This is a genomic window from Brevibacterium sp. Marseille-P9724, from assembly GCF_902500275.1.
Taxonomy (GTDB): Bacteria; Actinomycetota; Actinomycetes; order Actinomycetales; family Brevibacteriaceae; genus Brevibacterium.
The window spans coordinates 226,770-246,432 of record NZ_LR722990.1 but is presented as its reverse complement, the minus strand read 5'-3'; the positions used below and the strand labels follow the sequence as shown (position 1 = coordinate 246,432).

At 60.3% G+C, this 19,663-nt stretch carries 19 protein-coding genes and 2 tRNA genes; 11 read left to right on the top strand and 10 right to left on the bottom strand.

Annotated features, from left to right (window positions below; genetic code table 11):
* Nucleotides 1-36: 36 nt before the first annotated feature.
* From GC119_RS01210 to GC119_RS01190, 5 genes are all read right to left on the bottom strand, one after another.
* Complete coding sequence (locus GC119_RS01210) at nucleotides 37-1,281, bottom strand: EAL domain-containing protein (protein WP_070572887.1); 1,245 nt, start codon at nucleotides 1,279-1,281, stop codon at nucleotides 37-39.
* A 101-nt stretch (nucleotides 1,282-1,382) separates the two neighbouring features.
* Nucleotides 1,383-2,861, bottom strand: coding sequence for an MFS transporter (locus tag GC119_RS01205; RefSeq protein ID WP_151952251.1), 1,479 nt, complete (start codon nucleotides 2,859-2,861; stop codon nucleotides 1,383-1,385).
* A gap of 63 nt (nucleotides 2,862-2,924) precedes the next feature.
* Entirely contained in the window at nucleotides 2,925-4,094 is a 1,170-nt protein-coding gene (locus GC119_RS01200) for a glycosyltransferase (protein WP_151952250.1), read from the bottom strand.
* A gap of 2 nt (nucleotides 4,095-4,096) precedes the next feature.
* Nucleotides 4,097-4,990, bottom strand: a complete 894-nt coding sequence (locus tag GC119_RS01195; RefSeq protein ID WP_226829155.1) for a DUF2070 family protein — start codon at nucleotides 4,988-4,990, stop codon at nucleotides 4,097-4,099.
* A 105-nt stretch (nucleotides 4,991-5,095) separates the two neighbouring features.
* Nucleotides 5,096-5,168, bottom strand: a tRNA-Asn gene (locus tag GC119_RS01190).
* A gap of 356 nt (nucleotides 5,169-5,524) precedes the next feature.
* On the opposite strand from GC119_RS01190, the gene GC119_RS11160 reads away from it, so the two are divergent.
* Complete coding sequence (locus GC119_RS11160) at nucleotides 5,525-6,616, top strand: NlpC/P60 family protein (protein ID WP_083304042.1); 1,092 nt, start codon at nucleotides 5,525-5,527, stop codon at nucleotides 6,614-6,616.
* A gap of 135 nt (nucleotides 6,617-6,751) precedes the next feature.
* Here the strand turns inward: GC119_RS11160 and GC119_RS01180 are convergent, their stop codons facing one another.
* Nucleotides 6,752-8,443: an AMP-binding protein gene (locus tag GC119_RS01180; RefSeq protein WP_151952249.1), complete on the bottom strand. Its 1,692-nt coding sequence runs from the start codon at nucleotides 8,441-8,443 to the stop codon at nucleotides 6,752-6,754.
* Nucleotides 8,444-8,585: 142 nt separating this feature from the next.
* Between GC119_RS01180 and GC119_RS01175 the strand changes: the two genes are divergently transcribed.
* The 8 genes from GC119_RS01175 (at nucleotide 8,586) to GC119_RS01140 (ending at nucleotide 14,564) form a co-directional block, all read left to right on the top strand.
* Entirely contained in the window at nucleotides 8,586-9,404 is an 819-nt protein-coding gene (locus GC119_RS01175) for a ribokinase (protein WP_070572900.1), read from the top strand.
* 143 nt (nucleotides 9,405-9,547) lie between these two features.
* The gene (locus tag GC119_RS01170; RefSeq protein ID WP_070776915.1) at nucleotides 9,548-10,801 is read left to right on the top strand and encodes an inorganic phosphate transporter; all 1,254 of its coding nucleotides are present in this window, start codon (nucleotides 9,548-9,550) and stop codon (nucleotides 10,799-10,801) included.
* Entirely contained in the window at nucleotides 10,798-11,130 is a 333-nt protein-coding gene (locus tag GC119_RS01165) for a peptidase (RefSeq protein ID WP_070776916.1), read from the top strand. Before GC119_RS01170 ends, GC119_RS01165 begins: the two co-directional genes overlap by 4 nt.
* 50 nt (nucleotides 11,131-11,180) lie before the next feature.
* Nucleotides 11,181-11,975, top strand: coding sequence for a DsbA family protein (locus GC119_RS01160; RefSeq protein ID WP_151952248.1), 795 nt, complete (start codon nucleotides 11,181-11,183; stop codon nucleotides 11,973-11,975).
* Nucleotides 11,972-12,784, top strand: a complete 813-nt coding sequence (locus GC119_RS01155; RefSeq protein WP_151952247.1) for a cytochrome c biogenesis CcdA family protein — start codon at nucleotides 11,972-11,974, stop codon at nucleotides 12,782-12,784. The genes GC119_RS01160 and GC119_RS01155 overlap by 4 nt, the downstream gene beginning before the upstream one ends.
* Before the next feature lie 78 nt (nucleotides 12,785-12,862).
* A tRNA-Ala gene (locus GC119_RS01150) sits at nucleotides 12,863-12,935 on the top strand.
* Nucleotides 12,936-13,234: 299 nt separating this feature from the next.
* Nucleotides 13,235-14,254 (top strand): alcohol dehydrogenase AdhP, encoded by a 1,020-nt coding sequence (gene adhP, locus GC119_RS01145; RefSeq protein ID WP_151952246.1) that lies wholly within the window; start codon nucleotides 13,235-13,237, stop codon nucleotides 14,252-14,254.
* Nucleotides 14,255-14,342: 88 nt separating this feature from the next.
* Nucleotides 14,343-14,564 carry a hypothetical protein gene (locus tag GC119_RS01140; protein WP_070776920.1) on the top strand — a complete coding sequence of 74 codons (222 nt, stop codon included), beginning with the start codon at nucleotides 14,343-14,345 and terminating at the stop codon, nucleotides 14,562-14,564.
* 102 nt (nucleotides 14,565-14,666) lie between these two features.
* Here GC119_RS01140 and GC119_RS01135 read toward each other — a convergent pair whose 3' ends face one another.
* The 4 genes from GC119_RS01135 to GC119_RS01120 are packed head-to-tail and all read right to left on the bottom strand — an operon-like array spanning nucleotide 14,667 to nucleotide 18,265.
* Entirely contained in the window at nucleotides 14,667-15,587 is a 921-nt protein-coding gene (locus GC119_RS01135) for a metal ABC transporter permease (RefSeq protein WP_070776921.1), read from the bottom strand.
* Nucleotides 15,584-16,540 carry a metal ABC transporter permease gene (locus GC119_RS01130; protein ID WP_151952245.1) on the bottom strand — a complete coding sequence of 319 codons (957 nt, stop codon included), beginning with the start codon at nucleotides 16,538-16,540 and terminating at the stop codon, nucleotides 15,584-15,586. The genes GC119_RS01135 and GC119_RS01130 overlap by 4 nt, the downstream gene beginning before the upstream one ends.
* Nucleotides 16,527-17,315 (bottom strand): metal ABC transporter ATP-binding protein, encoded by a 789-nt coding sequence (locus GC119_RS01125; RefSeq protein WP_151952244.1) that lies wholly within the window; start codon nucleotides 17,313-17,315, stop codon nucleotides 16,527-16,529. The genes GC119_RS01130 and GC119_RS01125 overlap by 14 nt, the downstream gene beginning before the upstream one ends.
* An 11-nt stretch (nucleotides 17,316-17,326) precedes the next feature.
* Complete coding sequence (locus GC119_RS01120; RefSeq protein ID WP_070572915.1) at nucleotides 17,327-18,265, bottom strand: metal ABC transporter substrate-binding protein; 939 nt, start codon at nucleotides 18,263-18,265, stop codon at nucleotides 17,327-17,329.
* Nucleotides 18,266-18,453: 188 nt separating this feature from the next.
* Between GC119_RS01120 and GC119_RS01115 the strand changes: the two genes are divergently transcribed.
* Together GC119_RS01115 and GC119_RS01110 are read left to right on the top strand one after the other, a co-directional pair.
* On the top strand, nucleotides 18,454-19,314 hold the full coding sequence (locus GC119_RS01115) for an alpha/beta fold hydrolase (protein ID WP_070776924.1): 861 nt from the start codon (nucleotides 18,454-18,456) through the stop codon (nucleotides 19,312-19,314).
* Nucleotides 19,315-19,343: 29 nt separating this feature from the next.
* Nucleotides 19,344-19,628 (top strand): antibiotic biosynthesis monooxygenase family protein, encoded by a 285-nt coding sequence (locus GC119_RS01110; RefSeq protein WP_070572918.1) that lies wholly within the window; start codon nucleotides 19,344-19,346, stop codon nucleotides 19,626-19,628.
* The last annotated feature ends 35 nt before the right edge of the window (nucleotides 19,629-19,663 follow it).

Below are 19,663 nucleotides of genomic sequence, written 5' to 3'. Positions count from 1 at the left end.
CTCTTGGCCGATGGGGTCAGGCGGCCGTGTGCTCTTCTAGCGTTTCTGCAGGCGAATGCGCGAAAGCACCGAGCGCGCAGCATCAACGCTGGCGTAGCGCTCTGTAGTGATGAACAGGTCGAATTCACGCCGACCGTCAGCACCGAGTTCATTGCGACGGTGTGCGCTGACCATACTCGACCAGTCGGGCCCGATGACGATCACCGCGTACTCGTCACGCAGAGCATCGGAATGATCCACCGGGCCGGACCGAACGGTTGGCATGGGCGCTTCATCGAAGCCACCCGACAGGACAGCGGCCAGCCCCGCTGTCCTGCCTACAGTGCGGTAGGCACTGTCAACCTTCTCGGGCAGCTGATCCTCTTCCCCGAAGACACCCACGACGATTGCAGACGAACCCACCGCCGAAGCGCGCTCCAGCAGCTGCACCATGTGTTCGATCATGAAGTCATAGTCGACAAGCAGCGGATCAGCCTGCAGGCCCAGCGCAATCGAGTACGGGGTGCCCTGAATCTGCTTATTGCGGGTGCTGTGGACCGACATGGCATCTTCGGGCGGAATGTTCACCGGGTTCGGCCGCTCAGTGGGAGACGCATACAGCTCCCCCGTAGCGAATCGTGCACCGAGCGCATTGACCATCATGAGGTCGTCGTCTGAATCAACGCCTTCTGCCACAACAACAGCTCCGGTGCGTTCGGCGTGCGCACGAAGGAGAACGTTGAGCTTCGCCAAGTGCTCTTTGTCTTCGATTCTGAGCACGTCTGGGTGGAGAGCGACAACAGCGGGATTGACCAAAGGCAGATACGCTGTCGTCGCCAAATCGAGGCCGACACCCGATATTCCGATTGACCAGCCCAGCTGGCGCGCAGATCGCACAGAGCGCAGCACCGTTCCGGGCTGAGCCGCAATGCTCGAAGGTCCAAGCTGCAGAATGATCCGCGCATCGCGGTCACTGCGGTCCTCAAGAGTGACGAGCGATTCGGGCTCGGAATTGACGAACAGCCGTGTGTGAGAAGCAAGCCCCGCGGTTTCTGCGTCTCGGAGAGTCTGCTCGCGAATTGAGGAATCGATGTCACCGACCATGTGCGAGGCACGAACCGCTCGGCGCAGTTCCTGGGAGCTGATCGGCTTGCCATCTGTCTGTGCGCAGTGGCTTACGCGGTACCCGGCATCGGTGCCTGTGATGACATCAACGACGGGTGAAAAGAGCGAGCGCACTCCCCCGGAGCGCACAAGCTCCTCAAGATCCGGTCGTTCGCCGGCGCTGACGTCGTTTGACACTGAGGTTACTCCCCTTTTCCTTTTGCGGGCGCTGCAAGTGTCTCATATTCACGCTGCCGCAATCAGACAAATCTTATGCGGGCGGAGTCCTCATGCAGGGTTCAGCTGGAGGGCACCGTCTGCCGACCGGGGGTCTGATTGCCGCCGTTTCGGCCAGACACGACCACGTCCCACACAGCCACTGCGGCAGCAGCACTCATGACGATTCCGATGACCGTGAAAGCAGTGATGAAGGCGGTATTCCAGCCCGAAGCTGCTTCGACCGTGAACAGTATTCCGGTGATAGCCGCAATGCCGACCGCCGTGCCCACCCGCTGACCGGTCTGCAGAACCCCGCCGGCGGCACCGGAATCCCGCACCGGCACCTCGAGCAGGGTCAGAGTCTGATTCGGGCTGACAATGCAGCCCTGTGCTGCACCCAGGACGGACAGAGGGAGCATGAGCCACCAGATGCTCAGCCCACCCGCATCGGCCAGCAGCACAACACCGATCGAACCGGCAATCGAGGCAATGGCGATCACCATGCCCCAAAGAACCAAGCTCCGGCCGTAGGCGAGAACCCTGCGGCCCGCCCAGGCGGAAGTCCAGATGGTTCCAAGCGCACCAGGCAGTCCGATGAGTCCAGCGTGGAGGGGCGAGAAGTCATGGCCGCCCTGGAGGAAGACGGCCGACACCACCCACACGCTGGTCGTCCCCATGAAGTACAGACCGATGAGCAGCGAGCCGTTGGCGAAGCTTGGGATTTTGAACAGGCTGAGATCAACCATCGGCTCGCGGCCCCTGGCCTTGTATCGCTTCTCCCAGAAAGCCCACACCACGATGAGCGCGACGCCGACGACCACAAGGGAGAAGACCCACGCTCCGAGCTCCCTTTCCATGAAGGGAAGCATGACCAGCAGGATCGCCAGAGCAAAGAGGACTGTGCCGACGGGGTCCATATCGGCTCGGGACTGTCTGCGATCAGCCGCCCGCCCAGTCTCCGGGGTGCCCTTCCACGCGCTGTCCGGAAACAGCCGGAGCGCCGCAGCAGCGGCGATGAGGGCAAAGGGCACATTGATGAGGAATGAGGCCCTCCAACCCCAGCTGTCTCCGAACCCGGCCATGAACACACCGCCGAGCACAGGGCCGATCGCCACTGAAATGCCCACCGTCGAACCGAAATAGCCGAATGCGCGACCGCGCTCAGCACCGGAAAAGTACTGTTGGATAAGGCCAACGGTCTGCGGATTGAGCAGACCCGATCCGAAGCCCATAGACATGCGGGCGATGTTGAGTACGACTTCATTGGGCGCTAAACCCGCTAGGAGCGACGCCGCACCGAAGAGAATCGCGCCGATGACGAACAGCCTGCCGCGACCGTAGACGTCACCGGCACGCCCGGCCGCAACCAGAAGCACGCCGAAAGACAGCGTGTAGCCCGACAGCACCCACTGGAGTGCCGATGACGGGGCGTTAAGATCCCGGCCGATGGCCGGCAGAACGACGTTGACGATCGATACGCTCAGCAGAGACATGAAAACCGGAATGAGCACAACTGACAGAATCTGCTTCTGCTGCTGCGTCAGCTTTCCGGACTTCACGCTGTGTACTGCCTTTCTATCGTCTGCTTCAAAATCAATGGTCGTCAGCCGCCGAGGTGGAACTCAGTTTCGGAGGAGACCGAAGTAGATCTCTTCAAAGCTGTCGAGGGTCGCTGAAATGTCGTGACGAGCTGCAATCGCCTGGGCCGCTTCGCTCATTCTTTGTCGCGCTTGAGCTGATGCCGTTGCAATCTCCGTGAAGGCCTGAGCGTAGCCGTCGGTATCCCGCGGAGGAATAAGCCTGCCGTTGACACCGTCCTCGCACAGGTGCGGAAGTGCCACTGCGTCGGCAAGAACGACGGGAACACCCGTCGCCAAGGCCTCCAGCGTCGCAATCGACTGCAGTTCAGCGGTTGAGGGCATACAGAAGACATCAGCCCTCTGATAAGCGGCCACAAGCTGGGCATCGCTCACTTTTCCCCGCAGAACCACGCGGTCGGCTATTCCGAGCTCATCAGACAGGTCCGCGAGAACCTTTTCCTGTTCGCCAGAACCGATGATCTCGGCGCACAGGCCGAGTTTCGGATCAGTTTTGGCGATTGCCTCGAGAATGTCCTCGATGTGCTTCTCAGCCGACAGCCGACCGACGAAGAGAACGGTCGGCGATGTGCTGCTGCCATCGTCTGCCGGCTGGCCAGGATGAAAATGAGACAAATCGATTCCGCATGAAACGGCGCGAATAGGGGCGTCAAAGCCGTGTTCGTGGAGAAGGTCCGCGGCCAGCTGAGTGGGAACCGTGATGTAGTCGGCAGACTGATACTGCTTTTTCAGATCCCACCACGCCGCTTTCTCTGCCGCGGCAACGACTGCGGAGGGAGCGGTGACATACGGCGCAACGTTCTGCGGCATGAAGTGGTTGGTTCCGACAATGGGAATCCGGCGCCGGCGGGCAGCAGTGAACGCTCGCCGACCGATGACGAAATGCGCCTGAGTGTGGATGATGTCAGGCTGGATCTGATCGATGAGCCGGTCAAAAGCAGGAGCGACGTTCCACGGCATGCAGATCATCCACGTGGGGTGAAGCGGCCAGCGCCGAGATTTGATGTAGTGAACTTCCACCCCGCGTTCATCCGCCTGATGGTAGGCCATGCCGCTTGGTGAGGGGCAGATGACGTGGACGCTGTGACCGCGCCCGGCCAGCCCTTGAGCCAGCTGCTGGGCAAATGTTGCAGCGCCGTTGACTTCCGGAGCGTACGTTTCGGCGGGGATGACGATTGTGAGGGGACGGTTCATGTTCACTGTGTGGTCGGGGACGGGATGTTGCCGTCGCGCGCTCGGCGCTCCAGCACATCAGGGTGGAACCGGGCTAGGACGATAACTCCCAAGCACGCTACCAGCCCCGCCGCAACCATGATCACAGGAACCCACGCAGGTGCAGCAGCGGCCTCATCGAGGACAGCAGCGCCGAGGATAACCGCAACGATCGGGTCAATCACCGTAAGCCCTGCAATGACTATTTCAGGCGGACCCGACGCATACGCTGCCTGGACGAACCATGCCCCTACTCCACCGCATGCGGCCACGCTTGCGAGGTTGACCCAGGTGATGGCAGGCAGTCCTCCGGCAAGAAACTGGGCCGCACAGACATGCGTGTTACTTGCCACACAGGCAAACAGCACGGCTGCGCTGACCACATTGAAAAGCTGCTGTGGTCGGCGCAGGACAAGACGACCAATCACAGTGATCACAAGAAGCGCAGCTGACACCCACGCCATCGGAAGAGCCTCCGTGCCGTACCTGACCCGAGACACTGCAAAAAGCGACGATACGCCGACAAAACCGGCAACGCCGACAAAGCAGAGGAGAACAGCGGTGTAGACCCGTCGCTTGAATATAAGGCCACGAGCAAAGCGGGCTATGAGAACGGAGACGGCGAGAGAGATCGCGCCAACCGGCTGAACGACCATCACAGGAGCAAGAGCAAGCGACAGCACCCCGGCGGTGACGGCGATCCCCATGACTGCAGTGCCCAGCAGCCACCTGGGCGATGTGAACAGCCGAAAAAAAGAGCGAACGCCGAAGCGCTCCGACTCATGCGAAGTGGTTACTCCGGAGTGCTGCACAGCCGCTCCGATCGCAAGTCCTACCGCAGATACCAGCGCAAACCCCAAGGCTGCCCAAATGTTCACTCCAGCACTGTACAGCGTCAAGCCGTTCGCCAGCACAAAGAACCGCAGGACGGCACGGAAAAGATAAGACGAGAAAGCCCCGATCAGATGATCGGGGCTGATGTGCTCCTCCGGCTGGGCTCGAACCAGCGACCCTTCGATTAACAGTCGAATGCTCTGCCAACTGAGCTACGGAGGAATAGTGCTCATCACGAGCACGAGTCATAACTCTAGAGCACCCTGTGCGCGTATGCAAATCGCTCCAGCGGGGCCAGCGCAGACCGCCCAACCCAGCAGGGTCCACACACCCGCCAGCAGCATGTTCACAAAAAGATTACGAAGAGGTTTCACCGCAAACCCCAACACGATCAAACCCGCCACGACCAGCGAAAACTTCCAGACCCTCAGCACAGTTCAAGTCGACACGCCGACAGTTTCATAAAGTCATTGTGACAATGTTGCAGTTTTGTCATATTATGGTTTTTCGAACTGAACAGCCTAGGCTTCGACCTTCTTCCTCCTTCGAGTCGGGCCGTTAGTTTTATACGGGGAAACATGTCTCTTTTGAATAAAGTGACGGTCGCCGCAACAGCGGCCGTCATGCTATTCGGCACGGGCATCGCATCCGCTCCCGCGGTCAGCGCTGCCCCCGCTACTTCCCAGGGAGACACTGGCAAGGCCAGCAGCCTGGGTGGTACGCAGATAGAAACTGAATCAGAAGAAGCCGGACCGGCGCAGATGAGTGCCGCAGCCAAGCAGCACGCTCGGCTGCTCGGCAAGCCAACCAGCGAAGTCAAGTGCACTATCAAGCACAACGGCTGCTATCAGGCCTTTGCAAAAGGTGCACTGTTCTTCTCGCCGGTGACGGGTGCCCAGCCGGTTGTTGACGAGATGTGGAAGCAGTACCGCGCCAACGGCTTCGAGGACAGCTCCTGGGGCTACCCGGTCGACGCTCCCGTCGTTCACGAAGACGGCTCCGTCACCCAAGACTTCCAGGGCGGCCGCAAGGAGACCGCAGCGCCCGCACCGAAGCCCGCTCCCGGCGGCACCGCCGAAAGCGCGCCGGAACAGAGCTCTGAACCCTCACCGAAGCCCAGCACTTCACAGGCACCTTCGGAATCACCATCAAAGCAAGCTCCGCGGCCGAAACCGTCAACACAGGCTCCCTCGCCGTCGACGCAGGCGCCCTCACCAGCACCTAAGCCCAAGACCAAGAAGAAATCGGCCCCCAAACCGAAGCCGAAGGCCAAGAAGAAGGCTCCGAAGGCCAAGAAGTCGACAAACCTTTCCGAAGCCCAACTGCGCAAGAACATCATCAAACATGCGCGCAATGGCATCGGAACCCGCTACGTGTGGGGCGGCACCAGCCCCACAAAGGGCTGGGACTGCTCAGGGTTCACCCAGCACGTGTACCGCCAGAACGGAATCAACATCCCACGCGTGTCTGGTGCTCAGCGCAGTGCGGGCAAGGTGGTCAAGGCGTCCGAAGCCAAGCCTGGCGACATCATCTGGACACCCGGCCACGTCGGCATCGTGTCTGACAAGAAGGGCAAGATGATCGACGCCGGTTCACGCCGCACCGGCACATCCGAGCGCAGCTACAACTGGATGGTCAAACGCGGAGCGAAGTTCATCCGCTACATCTGATGCGCACGCGCCAGCTCAGCTGACGACATCACAGCCACAGGTGAGGGCCGCAGACACCCAGTCTGCGGCCCTCACCTATGGCTGTTTTCAGGGCACCGCACCGGAAAGTGGGACTCCCAGCCTGCGGCGCGGCGATCAACCTGCAGAGACGATCTCCGCTCCTTCCGCGCGCAGCTCGACCTTGCGGATCTTGCCGGAAACGGTCATCGGGAACGACTCCCTGACCTCGACGTAGCGCGGGATCTTGTAGTGGGCCAATTTGCCCTGGGCGAATTCGCGAACGTCATCAGCTGTCAGCGTCTCTTCTCCTTCGCGGAGAATCACCCAGGCCATAAGCTCTTCGCCGTACTTGGGGTCGGGAACGCCGACCACCTGCACATCGCGAATAGACGGGTGGGTGTACAGGAACTCTTCGATCTCACGCGGGTAGACGTTTTCGCCGCCGCGAATAACCATGTCCTTGATCCGACCGGATATGTCGAGATAGCCGGCTTCGCTCATGATCCCAAGGTCTCCGGTGTGCATCCAGCCATCGGGATCGAGCACCTCGGCAGTTTTGTCCGGCTGGTTCCAGTAGCCCTTCATAACGCAGTAGCCGCGAGTGCATACCTCCCCCTTCTGGCCTCTAGGCAGAGTCTCCCCCGTCACCGGGTCGACGACCTTGACTTCCGTGTGCGGCATAACGGTGCCCACGGTTTCGGTACGAGCTTCAAGCGAGTCGTCGACCCGCGTCATGGTGGACACGGGTGCGGTCTCCGTCATCCCGTAGCAGATCGCCACTTCAGACATATTCATTCGGCCGATGACGGCCCGCATGACTTCAACGGGGCACGTGGATCCTGCCATGACGCCGGTGCGCAGCGTCGACAGATCATAGTCTTCAAAGTTCGGCAGTTCGAGTTCGGCGATGAACATTGTCGGCACACCGTAGAGCGAGGTCGCCTTCGTCTTCTCAACTGCGCTCAGGGCTGCGCTCGGATCGAATCCTGCGCTGGGAATCACCGCCGTGCTTCCATGGCTGAAGGCTGCGAGAATGCCGATGACCATCCCGAAGCAGTGGAAGAACGGCACGGGAAGAACAACCGTGTCCTTTTCGGTGTAGGCCAGGTTCTCCCCAATGAGAAAGCCGTTGTTGAGAATGTTGTGATGTGTCAGAGTCACACCCTTCGGAAAACCGGTTGTTCCCGAGGTGTACTGCAGGTTGATCGGCTCATCACAGTTGAGGGTGTCTGTGATCTGGCGGATGCGAGTGCGGATCTTGGCCCCGTCGTCAGCCAACAGCCTCTCCCCTGTTTCGAGGAGGGCGGAGAAGCGGCTTTCCGCGTTGATGTCCTGCTGCTGCATAGGGGTGGCAGTCTGCTCCTGCGATGTGTCAACGTAGACCACCGACAGGTTCTCGAGCTTCGCAGCGACCGCGCTTGTCACTTCGACGAAGTCGATGTGAGGCGGTGCAGCCACCTGACTGATGAGCATCGAGGCTCCGGAGTGTTCGAGGATGAACTCCAGTTCGTGCTCCCGGTAGGCGGGGTTGATGTTGACGATGATGACGCCGAGCTTGGCGGCCGCGTACATTGTCAAAACCCATTCGGGAATATTCTGGGCGAAGATGCCAAGCCGGTCGCCCTTCTTGAGCCCTCGGTCCATAAGAGCGGCGGCCAAGCGGTCTGTGTCACGCTCAAGTTCCGCGTAGGTCCACGAACGGCCTGTGGGAAGGTCGAGAAGTGCTTGTGCATCCGGGGCCTGTGCTGTCTGCACGGCAAAATGGCCGGCGATGGTGTCGCCGATAAGCCCTGCCGAAGCAGGGCCGGATGAATACGATAGGGTCACGGCTCTGTGCTCCTTGCTGTTGTTTTCACACGCCTGTGTGCGATGAAAATCACTTTGCCATAAACGAGCTTTGGTTTCTACAAACACAGCAGCTTCTGCAGACACCAACTACCACCAGGACTTTCACGCCTATTATGGAGGCATGGGCAAAGTCATAGTCCTCGGATCGATCAACATCGACACGGTCATCCGCACACCCCGCTACCCTCGCTTGGGCGAAACGCTCATGGCAAACAGCGTGCGCACCATGCCGGGAGGAAAGGGGGCCAACCAAGCAGTTGCGGCCAACCGCGCCGGTGCTGAAACACTGTTTCTCTCGTGCGTGGGATCAGACGCCCAGGGCGCCTTCTACCGCAAGCACCTCGAGGCTTCGGGACTGGACACGAATTTTGTGCGGACAACCGCGGGGCCGACGGGCTCAGCGACGATCATCGTCGAAGATGCGGGCAACAATGCGATCCTCTTCGATCCCGGTGCCAATGCAGCTGTCGGCGAACCGGAAATCGAGACCATCCTCAACCTGGCACAGCCGGGTGATGTTCTGTCAATCGTTTTGGAAATCCAGGACCAGACGGCCCTGCGCGCTCTTGCTGTGGCTCAAGAGCGCGGTGTCACTACCCTGCTCAACCCCTCCCCCTGGACGCCTGCCGCTCAGAGCCTCGCCGATTCAGCCGACATCGTGATCGTCAACGAACAGGAATCTGCCCGGCTCAACCGAGTCGACGAAAGGGTGTGCATAACATTCGGCGCTCAGGGCGCCCTGTGGCGCGGCGTCCACGCTCCCGCACGCCGTATTGAGGCGGTCGACACCACCGGCGCAGGCGACACTTTCGCCGGAACACTGGCCGCGGCGGTTGCGCGAGAGCTTTCAACGGAAGAGGCCCTGCAGACAGCGACAGCAGCGGCGACACGAGTCTGCGAACACGACGGCGCGCAGGACTGGAAAACGCTGGATTCCTGAGATTTTCCCCTGCGTTCATTTCGCGTTAACGTAAGCCTTGTCATCTTTCGGTTCCACACCGACCCTCGTCCGGCCGAGCGCGCTCTGCGGGAACGGGTCCCTCGCCAAGCGGAGCCGACCTCGCACATAAGCGGAAGCAGACAGTGGATTTCGTCCTACTCATCGTCGTTCTCGTCATCGCCTTGGCGCTGTTCTTCGATTTCACCAACGGCTTTCACGACACGGCAAACGCCATGGCCACCCCGATTGCGACAGGTGCTCTCAAGCCGAAAACGGCGGTGGGACTCGCCGCAATTCTCAACCTCATCGGAGCTCTCCTGTCGACGGAGGTGGCAAAGACTGTTTCCGGCGGCATCATCAACGAAGAGCAGATAGGCGGGCAGCTGTTCCCCTCCCTCATATTTGCAGGGCTCATCGGCGCTATCTGCTGGAACATGCTGACCTGGCTTTTGGGACTGCCTTCGAGCTCATCTCACGCTCTTTTCGGGGGCCTGATCGGAGCGACGATAGTCGGCATCGGATTCACCGCCGTCAACGTAGGGGGCGTTCTCTCCAAAATCGTTCTGCCCGCAATCCTGTCGCCCCTGACGGCTGCCATCATCGCTTTTGTCGCAACCAAAGTTGCCTACGGCGTGACTCGCCGCTATGACAAAAAGCCATCGGGCCGCGATGGGTTCCGGTGGGGCCAGATCCTCACCTCCAGTCTTGTTGCTCTGGCACACGGCACGAACGATGCGCAGAAGACGATGGGCGTCATCACCCTTGTTCTCATTGCAGTCGGGTGGCAGTCGGCTGAGGACCACGACCCTCAAATCTGGGTAGTGCTGGCCTGTGCTTTCACGATTGCGCTCGGCACCTACATGGGCGGTTGGCGAATCATCCACACGCTCGGCAAGGGGCTCACCCAGGTGCGCCCTGCGCAGGGATTTGCTGCTGAGTCCTCCACCGCGGCGACGATTCTCGCGTCGTCTGCTCTCGGCTTTGCGCTGTCGACGACTCAGGTGGCATCCGGTTCTGTGATCGGCTCCGGAATGGGCAGACGCGGTTCGACCGTGAAATGGTCGATGGCGGGCAAAATTGTGCTCGGCTGGCTCGTCACGCTTCCGGCAGCGGGGCTCATCGGAGCGGCCGCAGCGCTGTTCGTTGTACTTCTGGGCAATTTGGGCCTGGTGCTTGACTTCATTGCCGCCACTGCGACGGTGCTCGGGCTCTATCTCTACTCAAAGCGCGGCAGCAGCGGCCCAGACCAAGCGCTTTCCCACGATGTCGCCGATGCTGGCTACGCTGTGGATGTTGAGCGCGATCTCCCGCCAACCCCACGGCAAGCACGCGCTCAGGAGCGCCGCCGCGTCGAACAGGCGAACAGCGATGATGACAACGGAAAGGCACAGCTGTGATCACAATTGACTGGGGCGCGTTCCTTCTGGTGTTCATCTCGGCTTTGGCTGCGGCGGTATTTCTCGTGGGCTTCTACGCCCTCGGTCTGCGCCTGCTGGTCGCGGGCGGCAAACCGCCGGTGGTTCATCCCGCAGAGTTCCCGGACGCCATCACTGTGATGTCGCCCAAGCAGATCCGCAAGGCTGAAAAGAAGGCCGCAAAAGCCGCCAAGAAGGTCCCTCTGTCACCCGAGGCCCAGAGACTGGTGCTTCTGGGCGCCTATTCATGTTTCGCCCTGTGCGCGGCAGTCATCGTCTTCGGCGTTCTTCTTCTGCTGGTGTTCCGCTGATCTTCGAGCCTAGTCAAGAATCTGCACTGTTCAGACGCTAGGGTGAGGCCATGGTCGATCACTCCTCTCACCGCAGCGAGAAGGCCCGCAGCCGCACGGTGTACATCATCATCGCCATTGTCGCGGTCGTCGCTTTCACTGCAGTTGTCGCAATTGCCCAGCTCACATCGAACAACACCAAGTCTTCCGGGGAGGATTCCGCACAGCACGGTTCGTCCTCAGCTGGGTCATCCGCCGACGACAGCGCGAGCAAGGACTCGTCGACACCCGGCGAGGAGGGCGAATGGGTCCGCCGGGACGCAGATGACTCCGCGGCCATCGGAAATGTCGACGCCCCGGTCGTCATCACTGAGTGGACGGACCCCCGCTGCCCGTTCTGCGCTCATTTCCACACCGAAATCCTTCCAGAGCTGCAGAAGAAGTACGTTGACTCCGGAAAAGTGCGCTTCGAATTCATAACCGTCGCGTTCTTCGGCGAGCAGTCCGCGGCAGCTGGTGCAGCCATGGAAGCCGCGGGCAAACAGGGCAAGTACCGCGAATACGCCGACGCCCTCTATGCGGCAGCACCTGAAAAAGGCCACCCCGATCTTCCCGAAGAGACCCTCGTGAAGTTCGCCGAAACCGCCGGCGTGAGCGACATCGAGCGGTTTCGCACAGACATGAACGATTCCGTGCTTATCGACGCAGTCAGCAGCGCAACTGCCGAAGCACAGCAGCAGTACGGAATTCCGGCTGTGCCGTTCTTCGCATCTTCCGACGGTGAAAGCGCACTGCGGGGCGCTCAGCCAGTCGAAAACTTCTCTGAGTTCATAGACGAACAGCTGGAGAAGGCCGGGGTCGAATGAGTCTGGGCCTGCTTGGAGCTTTTGCAGGCGGGGTCCTTACGCTTCTGAGTCCCTGCTCTGCGATGCTCCTGCCTGCATTCTTCTCTTACGCCTTCACCTCACCCAAGGAACTGCTGGGTCGGACATTCATCTTCTACCTGGGTCTGGTCACTACGCTCGTTCCCCTGGGTATTCTGGCTGGGTCGGTCGGCGCGTTCGTCACCGTGCATCGGGACGCTGTCGTAGCCATCGCCGCAGTCGTCATCAGCATCATGGGCGTTCTCACAGCACTCAACATCAACCTGCCGTTTATGCCCTCCGGGGTGCAGAGCGCGGGACGGTCATCCGCTTCGGTCTACCTGCTCGGTGCAGTCTACGGGGTCGCCGGTGTGTGCGCCGGTCCCATTCTCGGCGCCGTTCTGACTGTCGCTGCAGCGAGTGCCTCGGCACTGTGGGGCGGTCTGATTCTGGTGTTCTTCGCAGCCGGCATGGCTTTTCCGCTCGTGCTCCTTTCAGTGCTGTGGACGCGTCTGCCCGTCGTGCAGAGGATCGTGCGCCCTCGACCGGTTTCTTTCGGGCCGATCACAACCACGTGGACGAATCTGATCGGCGGCCTGCTCATGGTCGCACTGGCAGCACTCCTGTTCTTCACCAGCGGTACGGCCGAATTGTCCGGCTTTCTCGGGGCAGGTGCTCAGGCACGCATTGAAGGGTGGGTTCTGCAGAACTCGTCTGCTGGCGTCGAACTCGTGATTCTCGGCGTCATCGCCGCTGTGGGCGGTCTCATTGCACTGTTTGCGCTGAAGAACCGCGGAAAGCGCGATGAGTGAGCTCAGGCCTCAGCAACACTGATTTTGCATTGGCAGGGCACATGGTCTAAGATAGTTCCTGTTGCCCAGACGGGTTCTGGGGGATTGGCGCAGTTGGTAGCGCGTCTCCATGGCATGGAGAAGGTCAGGGGTTCGAATCCCCTATCCTCCACTCGAGAAGCTTTGAGACAGCACTCGTAACAGGCCTCCGGTTGTCCCGGAGGCTTTTTCATTCCCGCTTTTGCCGATCCTGCACCGGCTAAGCGGCAGTCCCCTCTATACCGGCTTCCGTCGCACCATCGCGCAATGCGCATCACTCCCCATGCAGTTCACTGCGATGACAACATCCTGATTCTTCTCTCAAACCCCTAGGCATATGCGCATTCATCTATAAGACTGGTGCCTGCGGCTAGATCCGCCTGACCCGAAGTAAACAATGACGTTCACCATCGGATGAGTTAGGAAGTTTCCATGTCAACGATGAAAGCAGCTGTTGCCGAACAGTTCGGCCACAACCTCAATGTTACCGATTCCAATCTGCCCGAACCCGGCGAGCACCAGGCGCTGGTGAAGCTCATAGCCTCCGGTGTCTGCCACACGGACCTTCACGCTATGGAAGGTGACTGGCCGGTCAAGCCCAGCCCGCCCTTCATTCCCGGTCACGAGGGCGTCGGCATCGTCGAGAAGCTCGGTCCCGGCGAACACACCGTGAATGTCGGCGACACGGTCGGCAACGCCTGGCTGTGGAGCGCATGCGGCCACTGCGAGCACTGCCGTCAGGGTTGGGAAACGCTGTGCGAGCAGCAGGAAAACGGCGGCTATTCCGTCAACGGCTCCTTTGGTCAGTACATGCTCGTCGACACCCGCTACGCCCCGGTCATTCCCGAAGGATCGGACCCCCAAGAGGTCGCACCCGTGCTCTGTGCAGGTGTGACCGTCTACAAGGGCCTCAAGATGACCGAGGCTCGCCCCGGCCAGTGGATTGTCATCTCCGGCATCGGCGGTCTGGGACACATCGCTGTCCAGTACGCGGTCGCCATGGGCCTGCGCGTGGTCGCAGTAGACATTGCCGAAGACAAGCTGGCCCTGGCTCAGAAGCATGGTGCTGAAATCATCGTCAATGCTTTGACAGAAGATCCCGCACAGGCCATTCAGGACAAGATCGGCGGTGCCCACGGAGTGCTTGTCACCGCCGTCCACGAGCAGGCCTTCAGTCAGGCGATCGGCATGTCCCGCCGCGGCGGAACCATTGTCTTCAACGGTCTGCCGCCGGGCGAGTTCTCCGTGTCGATCTTCAACGTCGTCCTGGCTGGTCTGACCATCCGCGGTTCGATCGTCGGCACGCGTCAGGACATGGTCGAAGCTCTCGACTTCTATGCCGCGGGCAAGATCAAGCCGACGTACTCCACACGCCGCCTTGAGGAGATCAACGACGTCTTCCAGGAGATGCGCGACGGCAAGATCGAAGGTCGCGTGGTCATCGAATACTGATGACTCCCCTGCCGCCGTCAGCGGCAGCCGACGTTCACGAGGCGGAGCTTGGCTCCGCCTCGTGAACCCAATTGAAAGGAGGTGCACCATGACTACTAAAGCCAATATCGGCTTCTGGCTATCGTTGGCAGCCTTCATCGTACTGTTCGGCGCATTCATTGCATCGGGGACCATTTCAGGAATGGAACGCGATGCGAATATCTACGGCGGGCCGTCCGAGCTGATCTTTCCCATCTCCGGAATCGGAGCACTCATTGCCGCCGCAATCGCCGCAATCTTTGCAGTGAAGGGCCGCTCCTCCAAAAACTGAGGATAACAACAGCCAACCCTCACGAGGCGGAACTCACGTTCCGCCTCGTGTTCTGTTTAGAGACTGCCGCAGAAAAGGAGACCGGAAAACTCGACTCTCTGCTCAACGCCCGGAAAGCTTAGAGCCAGCACTCATGGAAACCGCGGCTCGTCCGGAGCTTCGTACCTTTGCCCTTGCTCTCGAGCGGATCTTCACAAACGCCACGGCGCTGACAAGCAGCACACCGCTGACAGCCGCCATGAGCGGAGCTGTGGGCAGGTCGAACACATAGGCCGTCCAGAAGCCCGCCACCGCGCTGATGACAGCAATGACGAGGCTCAGTGCGATGACGACCGGCAGACGATTGCCGAACAGGACCGCAACCGCCGGCGGCACCACAACGAGCGCGACGACGAGAATAGCGCCCGCGGCATTGAACGCCACCACGACAGTTACGGCCACGAGAGCCATGAGCGTGTAGTCAACCGTCCTAACAGGCAGACCCATGGTGCGAGCCAGAACCGGATCGAAAGTCGCCAGGGACAGCACCCTGTAGGTGCAGGCGATGAAAATCGCCGTGACAGCGAAGACACCAAGAAGCATGAGCGCCGTCTGCGGACCGAGGTTCACTCCCCTGACAAGCACGTGTTCACTCGGCAGAGCCATAAGGTTCAGATCACCCGTCAGCACGGTGTCCTCGCAGATGTGCACCGACTTCAGGCTCGTGGACAGAAGAATCACACCACCGGCGAAAAGAGCGGGAAAAATGAGCCCCTGATCGGCGCCTCGTGCTATCAGTCCGGTCCGGCGCAGCCATTCAGATCCGAGCACCACGGTCATGCCCATGGCCGAAGCGGCTGCAATCATCCACGGCGAATGGGTTGTGCCCGACACAATCGCCCCGATGACAACACCGGGCAGAACAGCGTGAGACATCGCGTCAACGAGCATTGACTGGCGCCGAAGCACCAAGAACACCCCCGGCAGAGCACATGTCACCGCGGTGGTAACAGCCAAAAACACGGTCGCCGCTGCAATGCTCATCTGCCCTCACCTCCCACAGCAGCCAACCGGACTGCATTCCGCCGGGCACGCACGGCCCTGCCGATAACCGAGCGCCGCGGGGCAAAAAGAACCGACACGAGGAAAACTGTGAAGAGCACCAACACCACAATCGGGCCTGTCGGCACTCGCCCGAAGCTGACAGCGGCATAGGACCCGACGGCGCCGGCAGCGCCGCCGATCGAACCTGCGAGCATCACCATAGATCTGAGGCTTCCCGTCCACTGGCGGGCAGATGCTGCCGGCATAATCGCAAACGCCACCATGAGGATGAGCCCCACTGACTTCACGCCGATGACGACGGCAACTGTTGTCGCCACCCCCAGTATTGGCCCGAGCACAGCTGACCGATAGCCCAGGGTGTGGGCAAAGACCGGATCGAAGGTGAACAGCCCAAAAGCACGCCAGCCGATGATGACCGTCAGCAGCGACGCACCGCCGCACACCGCGATCACAAGCAGGTCTTCGTGCGTTGTGGTTGCGGCATTGCCGAAGATATACGTTTCAATGCCCCCACGGCCAGGCAGCGACGACAGCGACGCCGAGCGCAGCAGCACGATACCGCTGCCGTAGAACAAAGCGAGAACTCCGGCCATGGCTGCATCTGAGCCCAGGCGGGTGCCGCTGATCCAATTCACGGCAAACGCCGCAAGAGACGAGGAAATCACCGCGCCGATCGTCAGAGTCACCATCGACCTGCCTGGCACGCCAAGTACGGCAACCGCGATCACAAAGGCCGCAGCAACGCCGAAGACCGCCGAGTGCCCGATGACATCGGCGATGAGAGCCTGCCGGCGGAGATACAGAAAACAGCCCATCGCACCCGAGAAGGACCCCACGAGAACAGTTCCGATGAGCATGGTGCGGAACGTGTAGTTCAGCAGAAGCTCACTCGGTGCGACGAAACCCGCGGCCAGCAGATCAGCGGTCTCCACTGGCGCCGCCCTCCGCTGTGATGATGGTCCCGAAACCGTAGACCGAGCTGAATTCCCGACTTACGAGCACCTCGTCAACAGGCCCGCTGAGCACACAGCGGCCCTTGTTCAAAACGGCGGCGCGAGTGCAGAAATCGCGGACTGTGGTCAGGTCGTGGTGGACAACAACGACTGTCTTGCCGGATGCGCGCAGCTGGCGAATGACCTCGAGGACGACTTTTTCGCTCGACGCGTCGATGCCCGCCAGAGGTTCGTCGAGGAGAAACAGGCCGGGGTCCTGTGCGAGGATGCGGGCCATAAAGGTTCGCTGCTTCTGCCCGCCGGAGAGTTCAGAAATCTGCTGTCGTTCGAGATCCGCAATCCCCATGGTGTTCAGAGCTTCATCAACCCGCTGACGCCGGCTGGCGTTGATGCGGCCGAACAGCCCGACTTCGCCATACAGGCCCATCGTGACGACATCGCGCACTGTTGCCGGGAAACCCCAGTCGATATCCGCAGATTGGGGCATGTAACCCACGTGCCTGCGCATCTGCGAAAGCGGCCCACCGAAGAACTGCACCGTACCCGCCAGGGGTTTGAGCAGTCCCAGTGCTGCTTTCAGAAAAGTCGACTTGCCTGCACCGTTGGGGCCCATGATGGCAAGCACTTCCCCAACGGGAGCCGCGAGATCAACGCCGTCAAGTGCGAGCTTGTCGTGATATGCGGCTGTCAGTCCGCGCGCTTCCAACGCTGGGGCTCCCGCAATGGGTTTAGCTTCCCGAGCTCTGTTTGCCATCGATGCTCCGTTCAGCTCAGGGCTTCTGCAATTGCATTTGCGTTGTGTTCAAAAACACCGAGATACGTGTCAAGCGGGGCGGATTCGCCCAGTGAGTCTGCGTAGAGCTCCTTATCGGAGATCTCGACCTCCCACCCCTTCGCTTTGACCGCCTGCTTGAGGTGTTTGATCGCCTCTGGGCTCTTCAGGTTGTCCTGGAAGATGACCGGCACCTTGTGGTCGGCAATCGTCTTTGCAAGTTCATCAATCTCGGCAGCCGACATTTCGGATTCGGATGACACGAAGTCTGTTGCGTAGATTTCCATGTCGTAGGTCTTGCCCAGGTAGTTGAACGCGTCGTGTCCGGTCACAAGGACGCGATTCTCTTTGGGAATCCGCTCGAGCTTTTCTTTCGCATCCGCCGCAACTGCATCGATTTTCTTGTTGTACTCTTCCGCGTTAGTCGTGTACTGATCCGCGTTTTCGGGGTCGATCTCACCGATCTTCTCTGCCGAGGCCTGCACAACCTGCTTCCACAGGTCGGGTGAGTTCCACACGTGCGGGTCATGGCCTTCGATCTTGCCGTCCTCTTCCCACGGCAGCAGCTCAGATTCGTCAAGCTGTCCAGCCGCGGCAAGCTGCTTGTCGCCGAGCTTGTCCAGCTGATCCATCATCTGGTGCTCCATGTCGCGGCTGGTCCACAGCACGACGTCGGCTGAATCGAGCTTCTCGGTGTCGCGAGTGGTCAGAGGCTGAGTGTGTGGGTCTCCCCCGGGCTTGACGAGCACGGTGACATCGGCGTCGGGGGCGATGTTCCTTGCCGCGTCCCCCAAGTAGCCGGTGGTGGCAACGATGCTGAGCTGCCCCTCTTCACCGTTGCCCGTCGTGGAGGGGGCACAACCTACCGCACTCATTGCCAGTACCGCACCTGCGATGCCCGCCATTGCGCGCTTGAACCCGAGTCGCTTCATTTTCTGCCTTTCGTTGCCGCGAATCACGCATATATTAAGTTAGCTTAACACACATTAGGATAACCTAATGCCACGAACAAATAAGTGTCTGTTTATGCAGATCCGACCTGAGTCGAGCGCTCCCAAAACTCACGAGGCGGAGCCTGAGCTCCGCCTGGTGATCTGTTTCCGGGGACTACAGTTGGCATATGGCACTCGAGCACACACAGGTCGCCCTCCAACTGCCCTCGGGGCAGGCACAAGCACACATCTGGACTACCGGCACGCCGTCACAGCGACAGCCGCTGCTGTTCATCCACGGCTTTAGAGGTGACCACCACGGCCTGCAGTTCATTGCCGAAAACATCAAAGGTCGGCAGTCTTTCATTCCCGATCTGCCTGGCTTTGGTCAGACTCCTCCCCTGCCTGGCAAGCAGACGCTTGAGACCTACACGTCGTTTGTGCGTGGTCTTGCCGACTGGATTGAAGATCAGACAGGCGAGCAGCCCATTTTGGTGGGCCATTCCTTTGGTTCGATCGTGGCGGCGAATGCTGCGGCTGACGCGGGAGCGTCCACACCCCTCGTGCTCATCAATCCGATCGTCAGCCTGCCCGACCGAGGACCGGGCCGTCTGCTCACAGTGACGGTCGACAATTACTACCGCATTGCCGAAGCCGCTCCAGAGAAAGTCGGCAATTTCCTGCTGAAGAACCGACCGACGGTGCGGCTCATGAGCGAAGCCATGGCCACCAGCCGCGACCGTGACACACGTCGTTTCATCCACGATCAACACCAGCAGCACTTCAGCAGCTTCAGCGACCGAAAATCCCTGGCTGATGCCTACCGAGTATCGACCCACCACACGGTCCGCGAGGTGGAGAAGCAGCTGACCATGCCCGTGTTGGTCATCAGCGGCAGGGCGGACGCGATCGCTTCACCTCGGGCCACTCATGAGTTCGTCAAACGCCTGCCGAACATCGAACACCATGAGTTTCCTCGCGTAGGGCATTTGGTGCACTACGAAAGACCGGCCGAGACGGCTCATCACATTGAAGACTGGCTAGACTGAAACCACACGTCCAGACATCAGGAGGAACCATGTCGGTTGTGAAAATCAATGTTCTGTCAGTGCCTGAAGCACAGGGCGAAGAGCTCGAAGCTCGGTTCGCAAAACGCGCACACAGCGTCGACCAGGCCCCGGGCTTTGAAGGCTTCCAGATGCTTCGGCCCACAGCGGGCACCGAGTCCTACTACATCGTTACCCAGTGGGACTCAGAAGAGTCTTTCCAGGCGTGGGCAGCACAGCGCACGCACCGCAGCCCCAATGAAGCCCTGTCCAAACAAGAGGGCCTGCTGGAATTCGAAGTCGTCGAATTCGACTGACCTTCGATCAGGTCGAAACCAGGCAAAGCCGGTGA

Coding starts and splice junctions, on each gene's coding strand:
- GC119_RS01200 (WP_151952250.1), bottom strand. CDS start 4,094: ATGAACCGTCCCCTCACAATCGTCATCCCCGCCGAAACGTACGCTCCG.
- GC119_RS11160 (WP_083304042.1), top strand. CDS start 5,525: ATGTCTCTTTTGAATAAAGTGACGGTCGCCGCAACAGCGGCCGTCATG.
- GC119_RS01175 (WP_070572900.1), top strand. CDS start 8,586: ATGGGCAAAGTCATAGTCCTCGGATCGATCAACATCGACACGGTCATC.
- GC119_RS01160 (WP_151952248.1), top strand. CDS start 11,181: ATGGTCGATCACTCCTCTCACCGCAGCGAGAAGGCCCGCAGCCGCACG.
- GC119_RS01155 (WP_151952247.1), top strand. CDS start 11,972: ATGAGTCTGGGCCTGCTTGGAGCTTTTGCAGGCGGGGTCCTTACGCTT.
- adhP (WP_151952246.1), top strand. CDS start 13,235: ATGTCAACGATGAAAGCAGCTGTTGCCGAACAGTTCGGCCACAACCTC.
- GC119_RS01140 (WP_070776920.1), top strand. CDS start 14,343: ATGACTACTAAAGCCAATATCGGCTTCTGGCTATCGTTGGCAGCCTTC.
- GC119_RS01135 (WP_070776921.1), bottom strand. CDS start 15,587: ATGAGCATTGCAGCGGCGACCGTGTTTTTGGCTGTTACCACCGCGGTG.
- GC119_RS01125 (WP_151952244.1), bottom strand. CDS start 17,315: ATGGCAAACAGAGCTCGGGAAGCTAAACCCATTGCGGGAGCCCCAGCG.
- GC119_RS01120 (WP_070572915.1), bottom strand. CDS start 18,265: ATGAAGCGACTCGGGTTCAAGCGCGCAATGGCGGGCATCGCAGGTGCG.
- GC119_RS01115 (WP_070776924.1), top strand. CDS start 18,454: ATGGCACTCGAGCACACACAGGTCGCCCTCCAACTGCCCTCGGGGCAG.
- GC119_RS01110 (WP_070572918.1), top strand. CDS start 19,344: ATGTCGGTTGTGAAAATCAATGTTCTGTCAGTGCCTGAAGCACAGGGC.